Annotated in this window: 7 protein-coding genes, 26 tRNA genes, 5 rRNA genes and 1 riboswitch; of the genes, 35 read left to right on the top strand and 3 right to left on the bottom strand. The window is 43.3% G+C overall.

Going from position 1 to position 19,396, the window contains the following annotated elements:
* Positions 1 to 127: 127 nt before the first annotated feature.
* Entirely contained in the window at positions 128 to 1,387 is a 1,260-nt protein-coding gene (locus tag HYG84_RS02880) for a hemolysin family protein (RefSeq protein ID WP_212380570.1), read from the top strand.
* 271 nt (positions 1,388 to 1,658) lie between these two features.
* On the opposite strand, the gene uppP is transcribed toward HYG84_RS02880, so the two are convergent.
* The gene (gene uppP, locus HYG84_RS02875) at positions 1,659 to 2,486 is read right to left on the bottom strand and encodes an undecaprenyl-diphosphatase UppP (protein WP_212380568.1); all 828 of its coding nucleotides are present in this window, start codon (positions 2,484 to 2,486) and stop codon (positions 1,659 to 1,661) included.
* A 325-nt stretch (positions 2,487 to 2,811) separates the two neighbouring features.
* Here uppP and HYG84_RS02870 point away from each other — a divergent pair, with 325 nt between their 5' ends.
* Complete coding sequence (locus tag HYG84_RS02870) at positions 2,812 to 3,492, top strand: YetF domain-containing protein (protein WP_212380566.1); 681 nt, start codon at positions 2,812 to 2,814, stop codon at positions 3,490 to 3,492.
* 15 nt (positions 3,493 to 3,507) lie between these two features.
* On the top strand, positions 3,508 to 3,888 hold the full coding sequence (locus HYG84_RS02865) for a DUF4363 family protein (protein WP_212380564.1): 381 nt from the start codon (positions 3,508 to 3,510) through the stop codon (positions 3,886 to 3,888).
* A 49-nt stretch (positions 3,889 to 3,937) separates the two neighbouring features.
* Here the strand turns inward: HYG84_RS02865 and grxC are convergent, their stop codons facing one another.
* Both grxC and HYG84_RS02855 read right to left on the bottom strand, forming a co-directional pair.
* Positions 3,938 to 4,195 carry a glutaredoxin 3 gene (gene grxC, locus HYG84_RS02860; RefSeq protein ID WP_212380562.1) on the bottom strand — a complete coding sequence of 86 codons (258 nt, stop codon included), beginning with the start codon at positions 4,193 to 4,195 and terminating at the stop codon, positions 3,938 to 3,940.
* A 17-nt stretch (positions 4,196 to 4,212) separates the two neighbouring features.
* Positions 4,213 to 4,788, bottom strand: coding sequence for a folate family ECF transporter S component (locus tag HYG84_RS02855; protein ID WP_212380560.1), 576 nt, complete (start codon positions 4,786 to 4,788; stop codon positions 4,213 to 4,215).
* 75 nt (positions 4,789 to 4,863) lie between these two features.
* A riboswitch (THF riboswitch) is annotated at positions 4,864 to 4,966 on the bottom strand.
* 229 nt (positions 4,967 to 5,195) lie between these two features.
* Here HYG84_RS02855 and HYG84_RS02850 point away from each other — a divergent pair.
* The 32 genes from HYG84_RS02850 (at position 5,196) to HYG84_RS02695 (ending at position 19,370) form a co-directional block, all read left to right on the top strand.
* The gene (locus HYG84_RS02850) at positions 5,196 to 6,503 is read left to right on the top strand and encodes a DUF1576 domain-containing protein (RefSeq protein ID WP_212380557.1); all 1,308 of its coding nucleotides are present in this window, start codon (positions 5,196 to 5,198) and stop codon (positions 6,501 to 6,503) included.
* Between the two features lie 469 nt (positions 6,504 to 6,972).
* Positions 6,973 to 8,501: ribosomal RNA gene (locus tag HYG84_RS02845) — 16S ribosomal RNA — on the top strand.
* A gap of 61 nt (positions 8,502 to 8,562) precedes the next feature.
* Positions 8,563 to 8,638, top strand: a tRNA-Ala gene (locus tag HYG84_RS02840).
* A 220-nt stretch (positions 8,639 to 8,858) separates the two neighbouring features.
* Positions 8,859 to 11,795 (top strand): 23S ribosomal RNA (locus tag HYG84_RS02835).
* A 171-nt stretch (positions 11,796 to 11,966) separates the two neighbouring features.
* Positions 11,967 to 12,083 (top strand): 5S ribosomal RNA (rrf, locus tag HYG84_RS02830).
* Together the 16S, 23S and 5S rRNA genes with 25 tRNA genes alongside form the textbook arrangement of a ribosomal RNA operon.
* Positions 12,084 to 12,088: 5 nt before the next feature.
* A tRNA-Asn gene (locus HYG84_RS02825) sits at positions 12,089 to 12,163 on the top strand.
* Positions 12,164 to 12,168: 5 nt separating this feature from the next.
* Positions 12,169 to 12,243 (top strand) — tRNA-Glu (locus HYG84_RS02820).
* 6 nt (positions 12,244 to 12,249) lie between these two features.
* Positions 12,250 to 12,325 (top strand) — tRNA-Val (locus tag HYG84_RS02815).
* Positions 12,326 to 12,330: 5 nt separating this feature from the next.
* Positions 12,331 to 12,407 (top strand) — tRNA-Asp (locus HYG84_RS02810).
* A 58-nt stretch (positions 12,408 to 12,465) separates the two neighbouring features.
* Positions 12,466 to 12,542: transfer RNA gene (locus HYG84_RS02805), tRNA-Thr, on the top strand.
* A gap of 5 nt (positions 12,543 to 12,547) precedes the next feature.
* Positions 12,548 to 12,621, top strand: a tRNA-Gly gene (locus HYG84_RS02800).
* Positions 12,622 to 12,629: 8 nt separating this feature from the next.
* Positions 12,630 to 12,706: transfer RNA gene (locus HYG84_RS02795), tRNA-Arg, on the top strand.
* 3 nt (positions 12,707 to 12,709) lie between these two features.
* Positions 12,710 to 12,786 (top strand) — tRNA-Gln (locus tag HYG84_RS02790).
* 4 nt (positions 12,787 to 12,790) lie between these two features.
* Positions 12,791 to 12,866 (top strand) — tRNA-Lys (locus HYG84_RS02785).
* 8 nt (positions 12,867 to 12,874) lie between these two features.
* Positions 12,875 to 12,963 (top strand) — tRNA-Ser (locus HYG84_RS02780).
* Positions 12,964 to 13,015: 52 nt separating this feature from the next.
* Positions 13,016 to 13,107 (top strand) — tRNA-Ser (locus HYG84_RS02775).
* A 9-nt stretch (positions 13,108 to 13,116) separates the two neighbouring features.
* A tRNA-Pro gene (locus HYG84_RS02770) sits at positions 13,117 to 13,193 on the top strand.
* Between the two features lie 25 nt (positions 13,194 to 13,218).
* A tRNA-Ile gene (locus HYG84_RS02765) sits at positions 13,219 to 13,295 on the top strand.
* A 33-nt stretch (positions 13,296 to 13,328) separates the two neighbouring features.
* A tRNA-Trp gene (locus HYG84_RS02760) sits at positions 13,329 to 13,404 on the top strand.
* A 4-nt stretch (positions 13,405 to 13,408) separates the two neighbouring features.
* Positions 13,409 to 13,485: transfer RNA gene (locus HYG84_RS02755), tRNA-Pro, on the top strand.
* Positions 13,486 to 13,490: 5 nt separating this feature from the next.
* Positions 13,491 to 13,567, top strand: a tRNA-Ile gene (locus HYG84_RS02750).
* 13 nt (positions 13,568 to 13,580) lie between these two features.
* Positions 13,581 to 13,656: transfer RNA gene (locus HYG84_RS02745), tRNA-Phe, on the top strand.
* 4 nt (positions 13,657 to 13,660) lie between these two features.
* Positions 13,661 to 13,737 (top strand) — tRNA-Met (locus HYG84_RS02740).
* A gap of 19 nt (positions 13,738 to 13,756) precedes the next feature.
* Positions 13,757 to 13,832, top strand: a tRNA-Val gene (locus tag HYG84_RS02735).
* Between the two features lie 5 nt (positions 13,833 to 13,837).
* Positions 13,838 to 13,914 (top strand) — tRNA-Asp (locus HYG84_RS02730).
* 35 nt (positions 13,915 to 13,949) lie between these two features.
* Positions 13,950 to 14,026, top strand: a tRNA-Thr gene (locus HYG84_RS02725).
* A gap of 10 nt (positions 14,027 to 14,036) precedes the next feature.
* Positions 14,037 to 14,121 (top strand) — tRNA-Tyr (locus HYG84_RS02720).
* Positions 14,122 to 14,133: 12 nt separating this feature from the next.
* Positions 14,134 to 14,207: transfer RNA gene (locus tag HYG84_RS02715), tRNA-Gly, on the top strand.
* A 59-nt stretch (positions 14,208 to 14,266) separates the two neighbouring features.
* Positions 14,267 to 14,342, top strand: a tRNA-Lys gene (locus HYG84_RS02710).
* A gap of 205 nt (positions 14,343 to 14,547) precedes the next feature.
* A 16S ribosomal RNA gene (locus HYG84_RS02705) occupies positions 14,548 to 16,076 on the top strand.
* 61 nt (positions 16,077 to 16,137) lie between these two features.
* Positions 16,138 to 16,213 (top strand) — tRNA-Ala (locus HYG84_RS02700).
* Positions 16,214 to 16,433: 220 nt separating this feature from the next.
* Positions 16,434 to 19,370 (top strand): 23S ribosomal RNA (locus tag HYG84_RS02695).
* Positions 19,371 to 19,396: the final 26 nt, after the last annotated feature.

The following is a 19,396-nucleotide window of genomic DNA, read 5'->3' as shown; positions in this document are numbered from 1 at the left end:
TCAGGAGAGTTCTTGGACAACTTTGCTGTTTTTTAAAATGAAATATACAAAAAGAGGGTATAATTAAGTTATGTATCTGAAAAAGTATAGTTAAGATGCGTACTACTTAATTGGGGATGTGATTAATATGACTTCAAATATTTTGATACAATTACTAATGCTAGTTTTGCTGCTTATAATATCAGCATTTTTCTCAGCCGCAGAAACATCTCTTATGTCTTTGAGTAAAATCAGAGTTAGATATATGGTAGATGAAAATGTTAAAGGTGCTAAGTTGGTCCAAAGGTTGGTAGAAAACCCTAGTAAGTTAATAGGTAGTGTTTTAGTAGGTAATAATATTGCTAATATTGCTGGTTCGGCTCTAGCTACTGCTCTTACTATGGAATTGTTTAAAGGAAATGCTGTTGCTATAGCAACTATAGTAATGACAGTATTAATTTTGATATTCTCTGAAATTACTCCAAAATCTTTGGCTGCACAAAATGCTGAGAGGGTGGCCCTAATTGTGGCTAAGCCTCTTTCATTAATTGTTACGATAATTAATCCTATTGTTATTGTACTTACTAAAATAACTAATTTTTTAGTTAGAATATTAGGCGGAAAAAATGATAAAGATGCTCCTTATATTACTGAAGAGGAATTAAAATCTATAGTTAATGTAAGCCATGAAGAAGGAGTTTTGGAAATAGAAGAAAAGCAAATGATTTATAATGTATTTGAATTTGGAGATCTACAAATAAAAGATGTTATGATTCAAAGAACTGATATATCTGCAATAAATATTGATTCGGATTTTAATGAGGTTATGGAATTTATTAAAAAGGAAAAATACTCAAGGTATCCTATATATGATGGAAACTTTGATAATATAATTGGTATTGTAAATGTAAAGGATCTAATTTATGCAGAAGATACTACGGAGGATTTTAATATTACTAAGTATATAAGAGAGTCTTATTATACCTATGAGTTTAAAAGAATAACTGAGCTTTTTAAAGAAATGAAAAAAAACAGGGTACATATGGCTATAGTTATTGATGAATATGGTGGTACTGCTGGTATTGTAACTATAGAAGATTTGATTGAAGAAATAGTTGGCGAAATCGAAGATGAGTATGATGAAGTTGAAAAAGAAGTTGAAAAAATAAATGAGCAAGAGTATGTTGTAGATGGTAGTACAAAGATTGTATTTATCAATGGGTTCCTTGGTCTTAATATGGTATCGGAAGATTTTGATTCCTTGGGAGGGTTTATTATGGGTGAACTGGGAAGGCTACCTAAAGTAGGGGAAGCTGTTGTACATGAAAATGTAAAGTTTACTGTAGAATCTATTTCTAACCATAGGATACAAAAAATAAGAGCTCAAATTTTACCAGAGAATCAATAATTATTATTTTTAAAAATGTGATTTAGATAAAAGTATTTATTTAGTCTATATAGTATTTAAGAAAAATTACTAATGACTATACAGTACCTAGCGATGGTTGCCAATCTTACGATTTAACATTTAAAGGACTTGAGTTTCTAGAATCCGATATATTTCAGCATATACACTTAGAAAATAATATTATATTTCCAAGACCAGTGGTTCTAAGGAAATAATTTACAGAAAAACCCTCCATCAAATATGGAGGGTTTTAAAATTACGCATTGTTTAATTAGAATATTGATGTTAATATTACAACTGCTCCTACAATCCAAGTATAAAAAGAGAAGTAATATAACTTTTCTTTCTTTATAAAGTTAATTAAAGTCCTAATAGCAAACAAACCAGATATGAAGGCGGCTAGTACACCAGCTACTAAAATACCTATAGTGATATCTCCCATACCCACCTCAAGAACATCCTTAACTTCAAATACAGTTGCTCCAAGAATAGCAGGAATAGAAATTAAAAAGGAAAATTTAGTAGCTAACTCCTTATCAAATCCCCTAAAAAGAGAACCTACAATGGTAGATCCAGATCTTGAAATACCAGGTGTAATAGCAAGTCCTTGGAATATACCTACTATTAAAGCGTCTAATCCATGCATATCTTTGATGGTTCTTTTCCCAGAATTAGATTTTTCAGCTATCCATAAGAGTGTACCTGTTATCATTAATGCAATACCAATTACTATGGTAGATGTATAGAAACTAGCAAATAGATCGTCGAGGAATATTCCCATCAATCCTGTTGGTATTGTTGCAATAATAATAAAAACACCAAGCTTTCTATATTCATTATTGAGCCTTAAACCTTTTCCTGTAATTAATTCACCTAATAGACGAAGGAATTCTACAATAATCATAGCTATGTCTTTAGCATAAACAACAAATATCGAAAATAATGTACCTAAGTGCATCATTATTGTAAAGAAAAGAATTCGATCCTCAGGAACCTTTAAAAGCTGCTGAGCAACTGCTAAATGACCAGAGCTACTGACTGGCAAAAATTCTGTAAGCCCTTGAATGACACCTAATATAATAGCTTTTATGACTGTCATCCTACCACCTCCTAATAAAATATTAACAAGAATGATTATAACATACATTAGTAGAATATGTGATAGTTTTAATCTTTAAAACTATCACATATTTTAAAAGATTTTACATAAGCTTATAACTTCCATAAATTTCACTTGTATCAATCTTTCTTTGTTAAGCATTATAATATTATTTTAAATAATCAACCTTACAAGTAGGTGAACGTCTACATTACTTTTTTGTAAGATTATTTACTATATAAGCAAGTTCTATGACATAAAGCTAATATAAAAATTTTATAGGGCAATAATATAATAATGTAAAAAGAAATGAGGGATGTAAAATATGTTTGTTGTATTTGTAAGAGCAATACTATTATATTCTCTAGTAGTTGTTGTTATTAGAATGATGGGTAAGCGACAAGTAGCAGAAATGCAGCCATTTGAGCTAGTAATAATGATAATGATTGCAGAACTTGCAGCTACACCAATGGAGGATGTTGGAATCCCTTTAATAAATGGAGTTATTCCGATAATTGCTCTATTATCTATGCAGGTTTTAATTTCATACTTTTCATTAAAAAGTGAAAAATTTCGGGAGATCATTTGTGGAAAACCTAGTATATTAATACATAAGGGTAGAATAGACCAATCTGAATTGCGTAGACAGAGGGTTAATATGAATGATCTTTTAGAAGCACTTAGAAATAAGGATTATTTCAATATTAGTGATATAGATTATGCAATCTTAGAAACCAATGGGCAGATGAGTATACTTCCCAAAGCAGATAAAAGACCTGTTATAACATCAGACTTATACTCGTATGATCATATTCAATATGAAGAACTACCTGTGACGCTAATTGTTGATGGGAAATTAAATGATACTAAGCTAAGAAAAGCAGGGTATGACGAAAATTGGTTAATGAATCAGCTCGGAAAACAGAATATAGATAACATAGAAAATGTATTTTTTGCTTTTTTATCCTCTGACAAGATTTTTTACGCACAAGAGAAGCAAAATTAGGGGAAGGGTGATTATATGCGTACTGTAGTAGTTACTTTGCTTATTCTAGTAATTTTTATTGTAGGTACATTTATGATTAATCAATATATTAATCGTAGTTGTGAAAAATTACTTGAAGATATAAAAATATTAAATAAGTCTATAAATGAAAATGAGTGGAGTCAGGCTAAAGATCGTCTTGAAGGCCTTAAAGCTCAATGGAAAGATACTAAAAAGATATGGCAACTATTTTTGGAGCATTATGAAATGGATGCTATAGATATTGCTATTGCAAGATTAAGTCAATATGTAGAAATAGAGGAGAGAACATCGGCGTTAGGAGAACTGGGGGAATTCAGGTTATTGATTAGTCATATTAAAGACAAAGGAAGCTTAAAGTTAGTAAATGTATTATAACACTTACCATAAAGCCCTATCTAATTAATTAGATAGGGCTTTATGGATTTTAATTTAAACCTAACTTTTTGTCCAGTAATCCTTGCTCATCTAAAGCATGGATATCATCACAACCACCAAGGAACTCTTCGTCTATAAAAACTTGAGGCACTGTATCCCAACCTGTTTTTTCCATAACTTTATTAAAAGTTAGATCATCATATGTTATGTCAATTTCTTTAAATGGAACTCCTTTAGAAGATAAAAGAGATACTGCTTTTTTGCAATAAGGACAGTAATTTTTCGTATATATAATGATATCCTTCAAACAACCACTCCTCTAATTTATTTTGTCTTATCCAATATTAATCCAGTTTTTTCTAAACTTTTAATTAATGGATAGGTTATTAATATATTCAATATAGTAATAATTATGCTAGTAGCAGCTCTAGCTGGCAATAATACTAAATATGCATTTCCTTGTAGTTGTGAAAGCCAATAAGTATTTAAAAGAAGACTTACTACAATTAATATAGATATATTAGATACAACTACATTTAATAGAGAAGATTTTTTAGTAGGACTTAAAAACATAACTATTCCTGGAATTGTTCCTGTTAATATAGAGCTGAGTGTAAAACCGGGATGAAATGCTCCACCGTGGGAATTAATAAAAAAACCTAGTAAATCGGCTATTCCACCAGTCATAGCTCCTGCTCCTGGTCCTAAAACTAATCCAGATAATATTAAAGGGATATTACCAAAGCTAAAGCGTACACTGCCATTAAATAGCATAATAGCACCAAGCCTCGATAGAATAATATTCATAGCTACAAAGATAGCAGCTAGAACTAGGGATTTTGTTGATAAACGATTGCTATACATGGGTCTCCTAGACGAAATTTTCTCGTTGTTATCCATAACGCCACCTCCTTTCTCTTAAGTCGGACAAAACGCCCCACATAAGAGAAGTATGGTGTAGTTTCTCTTAAATGTGACAGCGGATGCAATATTACACCGCGAATAGTATGTTTTACTATTCTTCGTTTGAGGGCAACTTCCCATCCCTCAACACTTAACGCGTAATACCTACTCTGACCGTACTCTAATGATATAATACTTTCAAAATATTGTAAAGATTAACGAACCATCAAAGAATTGTACTTGGTAATATAGTATACCCATTGCACTATTACATAATAACCTTATAATTACTTTGACAAAAAACAATTGTAGATGTCTAGAAAAGATATTATAATTATAGGGATTATAGAATGCTAAATTTTAAAATTATCTTTTGGCATTTAATTTTAATAAGGAGGCTTAGGATGCAGAATCCTATAGAACATATAATGGATAACAAAAGCGAAAAACAATCCACATTGAATAATGCTATAATTGTATCTGACGTAACTAAGTATGGTGTTGTACTATTTTATGCTGTATTTATATTAATTTCTGCTTTTTATTTTAATAATATAGCAGAAATTATAGGTGGAATATGTAGAATTATTGTTGCGCCGAGTATATTAGTTTCAGATTATATAGTCATAGGTAATATTGGGTCCACTTTAGTTAATTCTGGACTTGTTATGATTGCATCAATAGTTATTGCTAAAATTAGCAATGCAGAAATGAATGGTCCTCTTGTAGCAGCAATTTTTACTATAGGAGCATTTGCGTTTTTCGGTAAGAATATATACAATATTTGGTCTATATTTTTAGGAGTATACTTTTATGCTTTATTACGTAAAGAGAAGTTTAGTAAATATATAATTGTTGCTTTTTTTGGGACAGCCCTTGGACCCTTAGTTAGTCAGATTAGTTTTGGGTTGGACTTTCCAATAATATATGGAGTTATTTTAGGGAATATAGCTGGAGTCATGGCAGGGTTTATTATGCCTCCATTAGCTACACATTTTAGTAAGTTTCATCAAGGATTTAATTTATATAATATGGGTTTTACTGCTGGAATTGTAGGGTCACTATTTATGTCTATACTTAGAGGCTATGGAAAAAACAATGAAGCTCTAGCGATAGTAAGTAAAGGTAATAATCTAGTTTTTACTATTTACTTGTCTATAATATTTACCACTATGATTATGTTAGGATATATTTTAAATAATAGAAGCTTTGCTGGATATGGAAAACTATTAAAAAGATCAGGTAGAGCCAGTTCGGATTTTATTGCATTAGAAGGATTTGGGTTAACTATGGTCAACATGGGATTGGTTGGATTTTTAGCTTTAGCCTATGTAATACTAGTAAAAGGTGAGTTAAATGGACCAACAATTGGCGGCATTCTTACTATAGTAGCTTTTGCTGCATTTGGTAAACATGCTAGAAATATTTTACCAATTTTTTTAGGCGTTTTTCTAGCATGCGCGACCCAAGTATGGGATGTAAATGCCACTGGACCTTTATTGGCGGCGCTGTTTGGAACTACATTAGCTCCAATCGCTGGACAATATGGATGGAAAATTGGAACTTTAGCTGGATTTACGCATATGACATTAGTAATGAATACAGGGTATCTACATGGCGGAATGAACTTATATAATAACGGTTTTGCTGGTGGTATTGTTGCAGCGAGCTTAGTTCCTATTGTTAATGGAATAATGAAAAGAGATGAATGATTTATATTATAATTGTATATAAATAGACACTTAGTTTATTTGAATAAAGCCTTAGGATTATTAAATATGTATAAATAAAAAGTATATGTTTATAGATATAATAAGGTAGGGATATGAAAGAAGTGCACATCTCTAAATAAGAGGGGAGGGGCCTTTGTTTATATAAATAGGGCAACAAAAATTTTAAAGAGAAAAAAGTATATTGACATAGCATAAAAAAGATGTTAAAGTAATTAAGTCCTCAAAACAAGCGGATATGAAAATGAAGCTATAGGTTTTAGGAAAACAACAATTTAAAAAATAAATTTTAAAAAAGTTGTTGACATAATGTTTCAGATATGCTATATTAAATAAGTCGCCGCAACAAGGCGATGGGGCACAAGCCCTTAAAGAGGTCTTTGAAAACTAAACAGTATAGATTAAGCCAGCAAATAATAAATCCATCTTTAAAAGATGGTACCCAGAAATTTTATTTAAGAGTTTGATCCTGGCTCAGGATGAACGCTGGCGGCGTGCCTAACACATGCAAGTCGAGCGGAGTTATTTTCAGGAAGCCTTCGGGTGGAATGATTTTAATTTAGCGGCGGACGGGTGAGTAACGCGTGGGCAACCTACCCTGTACAGGGGAATAACAATGGGAAACCATTGCTAATACCCCATAATACCTTTTAGGGGCATCCCTAGAAGGTCAAAGAATTTCGGTATAGGATGGGCCCGCGTCTGATTAGCTAGTTGGTGAGGTAATGGCTCACCAAGGCGACGATCAGTAGCCGGCCTGAGAGGGTGAACGGCCACACTGGAACTGAGACACGGTCCAGACTCCTACGGGAGGCAGCAGTGGGGAATATTGCACAATGGGGGAAACCCTGATGCAGCAACGCCGCGTGAGCGATGAAGGCTTTCGAGTCGTAAAGCTCTGTCCTAAGGGAAGATAATGACGGTACCTTAGGAGGAAGCCCCGGCTAACTACGTGCCAGCAGCCGCGGTAATACGTAGGGGGCAAGCGTTATCCGGAATCATTGGGCGTAAAGGGTGCGTAGGCGGCCCTATGGGTCAGAGGTTAAAGGCTACGGCTCAACCGTAGTAAGCCTTTGAAACTGTAGGGCTTGAGTGCAGGAGAGGAGAGTGGAATTCCTAGTGTAGCGGTGAAATGCGTAGATATTAGGAGGAACACCAGTGGCGAAGGCGACTCTCTGGACTGCAACTGACGCTGAGGCACGAAAGCGTGGGTAGCGAACAGGATTAGATACCCTGGTAGTCCACGCCGTAAACGATGAGTGCTAGGTGTTGGGGGTCAAACCTCGGTGCCGCAGTTAACGCATTAAGCACTCCGCCTGGGGAGTACGTTCGCAAGAATGAAACTCAAAGGAATTGACGGGGACCCGCACAAGCAGCGGAGCATGTGGTTTAATTCGAAGCAACGCGAAGAACCTTACCTGGACTTGACATCCCTCGGACAGCTTTTTAATCGAAGCCTTCCCTTCGGGGACTGAGGTGACAGGTGGTGCATGGTTGTCGTCAGCTCGTGTCGTGAGATGTTGGGTTAAGTCCCGCAACGAGCGCAACCCTTGTCTTTAGTTGCCAGCAGTTCGGCTGGGCACTCTAGAGAGACTGCCGGGGATAACTCGGAGGAAGGTGGGGATGACGTCAAATCATCATGCCCCTTATGTTCAGGGCTACACACGTGCTACAATGGCCGATACAACGGGCAGCCAAGGAGTAATCCGGAGCGAATCCTACAAAATCGGTCCCAGTTCGGATTGTGGGCTGAAACTCGCCCACATGAAGTCGGAGTTGCTAGTAATCGCGGATCAGAATGTCGCGGTGAATGCGTTCCCGGGTCTTGTACACACCGCCCGTCACACCACGGGAGTCGGAAGCACCCGAAGCCAGCTATCCAACCTTTATTGGAGGAAGCTGTCGAAGGTGAAGCCAATGACTGGGGTGAAGTCGTAACAAGGTAGCCGTATCGGAAGGTGCGGCTGGATCACCTCCTTTCTAAGGAGAATTGGCAATCTATACTGTCTAGTTTTGAGGGACTTCTTGTCTTTCAATACATGGGGGCGTAGCTCAGTTGGGAGAGCACCTGCCTTGCAAGCAGGGGGTCAGGAGTTCGACTCTCCTCGTCTCCACCATAGAATACCAATTTAAAGGTTGACATAAAACATTTTATTTGGTATTATATTATTCCGTCTTAAAGACGGTTAAATAGTTCCTTGAAAACTACACAATGTTAGATTATGACCTAACCCGATTTGTGAAACAAATCGAAGGTAGGTCAAACGCAATGAGCATCAAATTTGTGCGACCGTAAGGGAGTAAACAAATTTAGAATGCGAAACTGCGAATAGCTTTGGTCAAGCTAATAAGGGCAGAAGGCGGATGCCTTGGCACCAGGAGTCGATGAAGGACGTGGTAAGCTGCGATAAGCCTCGGGGAGATGCAAGCAATCTTTGATCCGGGGATTTCCGAATGGGGAAACCTACTTAGGTTAATACCTAAGTATCTATTACTCAATCAATAGGTAATAGAAGACATACCAGGGGAACTGAAACATCTAAGTACCCTGAGGAAGAGAAAGAAAAATCGATTCCCTAAGTAGCGGCGAGCGAAAGGGGATAAGCCCAAACCGATAGGGTTTTCTCTATCGGGGTTGCGGACCGGTCATATATGATGACTCATCGTAATAGAAGAGGTTTGGAAAGACTCACCATAGAAGGTAATAGTCCTGTACATGAAACGATGATATTCTAGACCGTGATCCAGAGTACCACGAGGCACGTGAAACCTTGTGGGAAGCAGGGGGGACCACCCCCCAAGGCTAAATACTACCTGGTGACCGATAGCGCATAGTACCGTGAGGGAAAGGTGAAAAGAACCCCGGAAGGGGAGTGAAATAGAACCTGAAACCTTCTGCTTACAAACTGTGGGAGCACTTTTTATGTGTGACCGCGTACTTTTTGTAGAACGGGCCAACGAGTTACGGTATGGAGCAAGGTTAAGCACCTATGGTGCGAAGCCGTAGGGAAACCGAGTCTTAATAGGGCGTCTAGTTTCATGCCGTAGACCCGAAACCGGGCGACCTACCCATGGTCAGGATGAAGCGGAAGTAAAATTTCGTGGAGGTCCGAACCGATTGACGTTGAAAAGTCACCGGATGAACTGTGGGTAGCGGTGAAATTCCAATCGAGCCCGGAGATAGCTGGTTCTCGCCGAAATAGCTTTAGGGCTAGCCTCGAGGTTAAGAGATACGGAGGTAGAGCACTGAATGGTCTAGGGGCCTTCACCGGTTACCAAAACCTATCAAACTCCGAATGCCGTTATCTTTTACTCGGGAGTCAGACTGCGAGTGATAAGATCCGTAGTCAAGAGGGAAAGAGCCCAGACCATCAGCTAAGGTCCCAAAGTATACGTTAAGTGGAAAAGGATGTGGAGTTGCATAGACAACCAGGATGTTGGCTTAGAAGCAGCCATTCATTCAAAGAGTGCGTAATAGCTCACTGGTCGAGTGATTCTGCGCCGAAAATGTCCGGGGCTCAAACGTATCACCGAAGCTATGGATCCGTAAGGATGGTAGGCGAGCGTTCTATATAGGTTGAAGCTGTACCGGAAGGAGCAGTGGACTGTATAGAAGTGAGAATGTTGGCATGAGTAACGAGAGGCAGGTGAGAATCCTGCCCGTCGAAAACCTAAGGTTTCCTGAGGAAGGCTCGTCCGCTCAGGGTTAGTCGGGACCTAAGCCCAGGCCGAAAGGCGTAGGCGATGGACAACAGGTTGAAATTCCTGTACCACCTAAAATCGTTTGAGAGATGGAGTGACACAGTAGGATAGGCTCAGCGCACCGTTGGTTGTGTGCGTCTAAGCTGGTAGGGAGTTAGAAGAGGCAAATCCCTTTTAACATTAATCCTGAGAAGTGATGGGGAGCGAAATTTAAGTAGCGAACTGGCTGATTCCACACTGTCGAGAAAAGCTTCTATCGAGATTTCTAGGTGCCCGTACCGCAAACCGACACAGGTAGGTGAGGAGAGAATCCTAAGACGATCGGGAGAACTATTGTTAAGGAACTCGGCAAAATGACCCCGTAACTTCGGGATAAGGGGAGCCGGTTTTGGTTAAAGATTTACTCTGTAAGCCTCAACCGGCCGCAGAGAATAGGCCCAAGCGACTGTTTACCATAAACATAGGTCTCTGCTAAGTCGAAAGACGACGTATAGGGGCTGACGCCTGCCCGGTGCTGGAAGGTTAAGGGGAATTGTTAGCATCTGCGAAGCAATGAACTTAAGCCCCAGTAAACGGCGGCCGTAACTATAACGGTCCTAAGGTAGCGAAATTCCTTGTCGGGTAAGTTCCGACCCGCACGAAAGGCGTAACGATTTGGGCGCTGTCTCAACAATAGACCCGGTGAAATTGTAATACCAGTGAAGATGCTGGTTACCCGCGACAGGACGGAAAGACCCCGTGGAGCTTTACTGCAACTTGACATTGGATTTCGGTGCTACATGTACAGCATAGGTGGGAGACTTAGAAGCTGGGACGCCAGTCTCAGTGGAGTCATCGTTGGGATACCACTCTTGTAGTACTGAAGTTCTAACCATAGACTGTGAATCCAGTCTTGGGACACTGTCAGGTGGGCAGTTTGACTGGGGCGGTCGCCTCCCAAAAAGTAACGGAGGCGCCCAAAGGTTCCCTCAGCACGGTCGGAAATCGTGCGTAGAGTGTAAAGGCAAAAGGGAGCTTGATTGCGAGACATACAGGTCGAGCAAGGACGAAAGTCGGGCTTAGTGATCCGGTGGTTCCGAGTGGAAGGGCCATCGCTCAACGGATAAAAGCTACCCCGGGGATAACAGGCTTATCTCCCCCAAGAGTCCACATCGACGGGGAGGTTTGGCACCTCGATGTCGGCTCATCACATCCTGGGGCTGTAGTAGGTCCCAAGGGTTGGGCTGTTCGCCCATTAAAGTGGTACGCGAGCTGGGTTCAGAACGTCGTGAGACAGTTCGGTCCCTATCCGTCGCGGGCGCAGGAAATTTGAGAGGAGCTGTCCTTAGTACGAGAGGACCGGGATGGACGCACCTCTGGTGTACCAGTTGTTCTGCCAAGAGCATCGCTGGGTAGCTAAGTGCGGAAGGGATAAGTGCTGAAGGCATCTAAGCACGAAGCCCCCCTCAAGATAAGATTTCCCATCGCGTAAGCGAGTAAGACCCCAAGAAGACTACTTGGTTGATAGGCCTAGGGTGTAAGTGCAGCAATGTACTTAGCTGATAGGTACTAATAGGTCGAGGGCTTGACCAAATATATTCTAACATTGTATAGTTTTGAGGGAATAATTTTCTCTTGACATATTACTTATTAAAGTGGTATGATTAAAATCCAGTTGAAATACAACTTGATTTTAATTTGAAGGAAACTCGGCTAACGCTGAGTACTCCATTCACACCAAATCAAAGATTTGGGTGATTGCAATATCGTGGCAATAGCGAAGGGGTCACACCTGTTCCCATACCGAACACAGTAGTTAAGCCCTTCAGCGCTGATGGTACTTGGCGGGAAGCTGCCTGGGAGAGTAGGTCGCTGCGATATTATGTTCCAGAGTAGCTCAATGGTGGAGCACCCGGCTGTTAACCGGTAGGTTGGAGGTTCGAGTCCTCTCTCTGGAGCCAACTTTGGCCCCTTGGTCAAGCGGTCAAGACACCGCCCTTTCACGGCGGTAACAGGGGTTCGATTCCCCTAGGGGTCACCAAATTTTGGGCGCATAGCTCAGCTGGGAGAGCACCTGCCTTACAAGCAGGGGGTCACAGGTTCAAGTCCTGTTGCGCCCACCAAAATTGGCCTGGTAGTTCAGATGGTTAGAATGCCAGCCTGTCACGCTGGAGGTCGAGGGTTCGAGTCCCTTCCAGGTCGCCAATTTTAATATATTTTTAAAAGGTAACTCAGCATTTGCTGAGTACTGTAATCACAGTATGCTGGTGTAGCTCAGTTGGCCAGAGCAGCTGATTTGTAATCAGCAGGTCGCGGGTTCGAATCCCATCACCAGCTCCATATATGCGGGTGTAGTTCAATGGTAGAACGTCAGCCTTCCAAGCTGATCGCGAGGGTTCGATTCCCTTCACCCGCTCCATTAAACATGTACCTATAGCTCAGCAGGATAGAGCAATGGCCTTCTAAGCCATGTGTCCGGGGTTCGAATCCCTGTAGGTACGCCATAATGGGATATAGCCAAGTCGGTAAGGCAACGGACTTTGACTCCGTCATTCCGCAGGTTCGAGTCCTGCTATCCCAGCCATTTTGACCCATTAGCTCAGTCGGTAGAGCACCTGACTTTTAATCAGGGTGTCCCGCGTTCGAGTCGCGGATGGGTCACCAACAATCAAGGAGAGGTGTCCGAGTGGTTTAAGGAGCTGGTCTTGAAAACCAGTGACTCCGCAAGGGGCCGTGGGTTCGAATCCCACCCTCTCCGCCATTATTATTGCATTATATATAAAATGGGTGTATAATATAGGTATTCTAAAAATGGAGAAGTACTCAAGTAGGCTGAAGAGGACGGTTTGCTAAACCGTTAGGTCGCGTAAGTGGCGCGCGGGTTCGAATCCCGCCTTCTCCGCCATTATACTTTCCGGGTGTAGCGCAGTTTGGTAGCGCACATGGTTTGGGACCATGGGGCCGGGGGTTCGAATCCCTCCACCCGGACCAGTTATATAAAATACTAAAAAAATGAGGGCCTTTAGCTCAGTTGGTCAGAGCATCCGGCTCATAACCGGCAGGTCCGGGGTTCGAGTCCCTGAAGGCCCACCATTTTAAAAATAATTTAAAGTAATGTGTAAATATAGGGGTGTAGTTCAGTTGGTAGAACAGTGGTCTCCAAAACCACGTGTCGTGGGTTCAAGTCCTGCCACCCCTGCCAGTTTCCGGGTGTAGCGCAGTTTGGTAGCGCACATGGTTTGGGACCATGGGGCCGGGGGTTCGAATCCCTCCACCCGGACCAATTGTGGGCTCATAGCTCAGGTGGTTAGAGCGCACGCCTGATAAGCGTGAGGTCGGTGGTTCGAGTCCACTTGAGCCCACCATTTGATTGTACAAGCCCAGATAGCTCAGTCGGTAGAGCAGGGGACTGAAAATCCCCGTGTCGGTGGTTCGATTCCGCCTCTGGGCACCATAATGGCGGCATAGCTTAGTTGGCTAGAGCGTTCGGTTCATACCCGAAAGGTCACAGGTTCGACTCCTGTTGCCGCTACCATGTTTAATCTTATCTATAAGGGCGCATAGCTCAGCTGGGAGAGCACCTGCCTTACAAGCAGGGGGTCACAGGTTCAAGTCCTGTTGCGCCCACCAAATTTGGTCCGGTAGTTCAGTTGGTTAGAATGCCAGCCTGTCACGCTGGAGGTCGAGGGTTCGAGTCCCTTCCGGATCGCCAATTTCAATATAATACATTAAATAGCAAATATTCATGCTGGTGTAGCTCAGTTGGCCAGAGCAGCTGATTTGTAATCAGCAGGTCGCGGGTTCGAATCCCATCACCAGCTCCATTATTTGTACGGAGGGGTTCCCGAGCGGCCAAAGGGGGCAGACTGTAAATCTGTTGTCAACGACTTCGAAGGTTCGAATCCTTCTCCCTCCACCATTAATTTAATATGCGGGTGTAGTTCAATGGTAGAACGTCAGCCTTCCAAGCTGATCGCGAGGGTTCGATTCCCTTCACCCGCTCCATTGAAAACTTGTATTATTTTGCTCATATCAGTTTAGGGGTTTGAGTGATTAAAATATTTGACCCATTAGCTCAGTCGGTAGAGCACCTGACTTTTAATCAGGGTGTCCCGCGTTCGAGTCGCGGATGGGTCACCATTTTTCATAAAACATTTTTAGTAAAGTTTTAAAAACAAGATACGAAAAAAATATTGACATAATATTTTAGATATGATATATTAAACAAAGTCGCCGCAACAAGGCGATGGGGCATAAGCCCTTGAAGAGGTCTTTGAAAACTAAACAGTATAGATTAAGCCAGCAAATAATAAATCCATCTTTAAAAGATGGTACCCAGAAATTTTTTATTAAGAGTTTGATCCTGGCTCAGGATGAACGCTGGCGGCGTGCCTAACACATGCAAGTCGAGCGGAGTTATTTTCAGGAAGCCTTCGGGTGGAATGATTTTAATTTAGCGGCGGACGGGTGAGTAACGCGTGGGCAACCTACCCTGTACAGGGGAATAACAATGGGAAACCATTGCTAATACCCCATAATACCTTTTAGGGGCATCCCTAGAAGGTCAAAGAATTTCGGTATAGGATGGGCCCGCGTCTGATTAGCTAGTTGGTGAGGTAATGGCTCACCAAGGCGACGATCAGTAGCCGGCCTGAGAGGGTGAACGGCCACACTGGAACTGAGACACGGTCCAGACTCCTACGGGAGGCAGCAGTGGGGAATATTGCACAATGGGGGAAACCCTGATGCAGCAACGCCGCGTGAGCGATGAAGGCTTTCGAGTCGTAAAGCTCTGTCCTAAGGGAAGATAATGACGGTACCTTAGGAGGAAGCCCCGGCTAACTACGTGCCAGCAGCCGCGGTAATACGTAGGGGGCAAGCGTTATCCGGAATCATTGGGCGTAAAGGGTGCGTAGGCGGCCCTATGGGTCAGAGGTTAAAGGCTACGGCTCAACCGTAGTAAGCCTTTGAAACTGTAGGGCTTGAGTGCAGGAGAGGAGAGTGGAATTCCTAGTGTAGCGGTGAAATGCGTAGATATTAGGAGGAACACCAGTGGCGAAGGCGACTCTCTGGACTGCAACTGACGCTGAGGCACGAAAGCGTGGGTAGCGAACAGGATTAGATACCCTGGTAGTCCACGCCGTAAACGATGAGTGCTAGGTGTTGGGGGTCAAACCTCGGTGCCGCAGTTAACGCATTAAGCACTCCGCCTGGGGAGTACGTTCGCAAGAATGAAACTCAAAGGAATTGACGGGGACCCGCACAAGCAGCGGAGCATGTGGTTTAATTCGAAGCAACGCGAAGAACCTTACCTGGACTTGACATCCCTCGGACAGCTTTTTAATCGAAGCCTTCCCTTCGGGGACTGAGGTGACAGGTGGTGCATGGTTGTCGTCAGCTCGTGTCGTGAGATGTTGGGTTAAGTCCCGCAACGAGCGCAACCCTTGTCTTTAGTTGCCAGCAGTTCGGCTGGGCACTCTAGAGAGACTGCCGGGGATAACTCGGAGGAAGGTGGGGATGACGTCAAATCATCATGCCCCTTATGTTCAGGGCTACACACGTGCTACAATGGCCGATACAACGGGCAGCCAAGGAGTAATCCGGAGCGAATCCTACAAAATCGGTCCCAGTTCGGATTGTGGGCTGAAACTCGCCCACATGAAGTCGGAGTTGCTAGTAATCGCGGATCAGAATGTCGCGGTGAATGCGTTCCCGGGTCTTGTACACACCGCCCGTCACACCACGGGAGTCGGAAGCACCCGAAGCCAGCTATCCAACCTTTATTGGAGGAAGCTGTCGAAGGTGAAGCCAATGACTGGGGTGAAGTCGTAACAAGGTAGCCGTATCGGAAGGTGCGGCTGGATCACCTCCTTTCTAAGGAGAATTGGCAATCTATACTGTCTAGTTTTGAGGGACTTCTTGTCTTTCAATACATGGGGGCGTAGCTCAGTTGGGAGAGCACCTGCCTTGCAAGCAGGGGGTCAGGAGTTCGACTCTCCTCGTCTCCACCATAGAATACCAATTTAAAGGTTGACATAAAACATTTTATTTGGTATTATATTATTCCGTCTTAAAGACGGTTAAATAGTTCCTTGAAAACTACACAATGTTAGATTATGACCTAACCCGATTTGTGAAACAAATCGAAGGTAGGTCAAACGCAATGAGCATCAAATTTGTGCGACCGTAAGGGAGTAAACAAATTTAGAATGCGAAACTGCGAATAGCTTTGGTCAAGCTAATAAGGGCAGAAGGCGGATGCCTTGGCACCAGGAGTCGATGAAGGACGTGGTAAGCTGCGATAAGCCTCGGGGAGATGCAAGCAATCTTTGATCCGGGGATTTCCGAATGGGGAAACCTACTTAGGTTAATACCTAAGTATCTATTACTCAATCAATAGGTAATAGAAGACATACCAGGGGAACTGAAACATCTAAGTACCCTGAGGAAGAGAAAGAAAAATCGATTCCCTAAGTAGCGGCGAGCGAAAGGGGATAAGCCCAAACCGATAGGGTTTTCTCTATCGGGGTTGCGGACCGGTCATATATGATGACTCATCGTAATAGAAGAGGTTTGGAAAGACTCACCATAGAAGGTAATAGTCCTGTACATGAAACGATGATATTCTAGACCGTGATCCAGAGTACCACGAGGCACGTGAAACCTTGTGGGAAGCAGGGGGGACCACCCCCCAAGGCTAAATACTACCTGGTGACCGATAGCGCATAGTACCGTGAGGGAAAGGTGAAAAGAACCCCGGAAGGGGAGTGAAATAGAACCTGAAACCTTCTGCTTACAAACTGTGGGAGCACTTTTTATGTGTGACCGCGTACTTTTTGTAGAACGGGCCAACGAGTTACGGTATGGAGCAAGGTTAAGCACCTATGGTGCGAAGCCGTAGGGAAACCGAGTCTTAATAGGGCGTCTAGTTTCATGCCGTAGACCCGAAACCGGGCGACCTACCCATGGTCAGGATGAAGCGGAAGTAAAATTTCGTGGAGGTCCGAACCGATTGACGTTGAAAAGTCACCGGATGAACTGTGGGTAGCGGTGAAATTCCAATCGAGCCCGGAGATAGCTGGTTCTCGCCGAAATAGCTTTAGGGCTAGCCTCGAGGTTAAGAGATACGGAGGTAGAGCACTGAATGGTCTAGGGGCCTTCACCGGTTACCAAAACCTATCAAACTCCGAATGCCGTTATCTTTTACTCGGGAGTCAGACTGCGAGTGATAAGATCCGTAGTCAAGAGGGAAAGAGCCCAGACCATCAGCTAAGGTCCCAAAGTATACGTTAAGTGGAAAAGGATGTGGAGTTGCATAGACAACCAGGATGTTGGCTTAGAAGCAGCCATTCATTCAAAGAGTGCGTAATAGCTCACTGGTCGAGTGATTCTGCGCCGAAAATGTCCGGGGCTCAAACGTATCACCGAAGCTATGGATCCGTAAGGATGGTAGGCGAGCGTTCTATATAGGTTGAAGCTGTACCGGAAGGAGCAGTGGACTGTATAGAAGTGAGAATGTTGGCATGAGTAACGAGAGGCAGGTGAGAATCCTGCCCGTCGAAAACCTAAGGTTTCCTGAGGAAGGCTCGTCCGCTCAGGGTTAGTCGGGACCTAAGCCCAGGCCGAAAGGCGTAGGCGATGGACAACAGGTTGAAATTCCTGTACCACCTAAAATCGTTTGAGAGATGGAGTGACACAGTAGGATAGGCTCAGCGCACCGTTGGTTGTGTGCGTCTAAGCTGGTAGGGAGTTAGAAGAGGCAAATCCCTTTTAACATTAATCCTGAGAAGTGATGGGGAGCGAAATTTAAGTAGCGAACTGGCTGATTCCACACTGTCGAGAAAAGCTTCTATCGAGATTTCTAGGTGCCCGTACCGCAAACCGACACAGGTAGGTGAGGAGAGAATCCTAAGACGATCGGGAGAACTATTGTTAAGGAACTCGGCAAAATGACCCCGTAACTTCGGGATAAGGGGAGCCGGTTTTGGTTAAAGATTTACTCTGTAAGCCTCAACCGGCCGCAGAGAATAGGCCCAAGCGACTGTTTACCATAAACATAGGTCTCTGCTAAGTCGAAAGACGACGTATAGGGGCTGACGCCTGCCCGGTGCTGGAAGGTTAAGGGGAATTGTTAGCATCTGCGAAGCAATGAACTTAAGCCCCAGTAAACGGCGGCCGTAACTATAACGGTCCTAAGGTAGCGAAATTCCTTGTCGGGTAAGTTCCGACCCGCACGAAAGGCGTAACGATTTGGGCGCTGTCTCAACAATAGACCCGGTGAAATTGTAATACCAGTGAAGATGCTGGTTACCCGCGACAGGACGGAAAGACCCCGTGGAGCTTTACTGCAACTTGACATTGGATTTCGGTGCTACATGTACAGCATAGGTGGGAGACTTAGAAGCTGGGACGCCAGTCTCAGTGGAGTCATCGTTGGGATACCACTCTTGTAGTACTGAAGTTCTAACCATAGACTGTGAATCCAGTCTTGGGACACTGTCAGGTGGGCAGTTTGACTGGGGCGGTCGCCTCCCAAAAAGTAACGGAGGCGCCCAAAGGTTCCCTCAGCACGGTCGGAAATCGTGCGTAGAGTGTAAAGGCAAAAGGGAGCTTGATTGCGAGACATACAGGTCGAGCAAGGACGAAAGTCGGGCTTAGTGATCCGGTGGTTCCGAGTGGAAGGGCCATCGCTCAACGGATAAAAGCTACCCCGGGGATAACAGGCTTATCTCCCCCAAGAGTCCACATCGACGGGGAGGTTTGGCACCTCGATGTCGGCTCATCACATCCTGGGGCTGTAGTAGGTCCCAAGGGTTGGGCTGTTCGCCCATTAAAGTGGTACGCGAGCTGGGTTCAGAACGTCGTGAGACAGTTCGGTCCCTATCCGTCGCGGGCGCAGGAAATTTGAGAGGAGCTGTCCTTAGTACGAGAGGACCGGGATGGACGCACCTCTGGTGTACCAGTTGTTCTGCCAAGAGCATCGCTGGGTAGCTAAGTGCGGAAGGGATAAGTGCTGAAGGCATCTAAGCACGAAGCCCCCCTCAAGATAAGATTTCCCACTCCGTAAGGAGGTAAGACCCCAAGAAGACTACTTGGTTGATAGGCCTAGGGTGTAAGTGCAGCAATGTACTTAGCTGATAGGTACTAATAGGTCGAGGGCTTGACCAAATATATTCTAACATTGTATAGTTTTG

The sequence above is a fragment of the Alkaliphilus sp. B6464 genome (assembly GCF_018141165.1).
Taxonomy (GTDB): Bacteria; Bacillota; Clostridia; order Peptostreptococcales; family Natronincolaceae; genus Alkaliphilus_B.
This window is presented reverse-complemented; position numbering and strand designations above follow the sequence as displayed.

What these genes read in the sequence shown, in the direction of transcription:
- HYG84_RS02880 (WP_212380570.1), top strand. Translation starts at nt 128, where the DNA reads ATGACTTCAAATATTTTGATACAATTACTAATGCTAGTTTTGCTGCTT.
- uppP (WP_212380568.1), bottom strand. Translation starts at nt 2,486, where the DNA reads ATGACAGTCATAAAAGCTATTATATTAGGTGTCATTCAAGGGCTTACA.
- HYG84_RS02870 (WP_212380566.1), top strand. Translation starts at nt 2,812, where the DNA reads ATGTTTGTTGTATTTGTAAGAGCAATACTATTATATTCTCTAGTAGTT.
- HYG84_RS02865 (WP_212380564.1), top strand. Translation starts at nt 3,508, where the DNA reads ATGCGTACTGTAGTAGTTACTTTGCTTATTCTAGTAATTTTTATTGTA.
- HYG84_RS02855 (WP_212380560.1), bottom strand. Translation starts at nt 4,788, where the DNA reads ATGGATAACAACGAGAAAATTTCGTCTAGGAGACCCATGTATAGCAAT.
- HYG84_RS02850 (WP_212380557.1), top strand. Translation starts at nt 5,196, where the DNA reads ATGCAGAATCCTATAGAACATATAATGGATAACAAAAGCGAAAAACAA.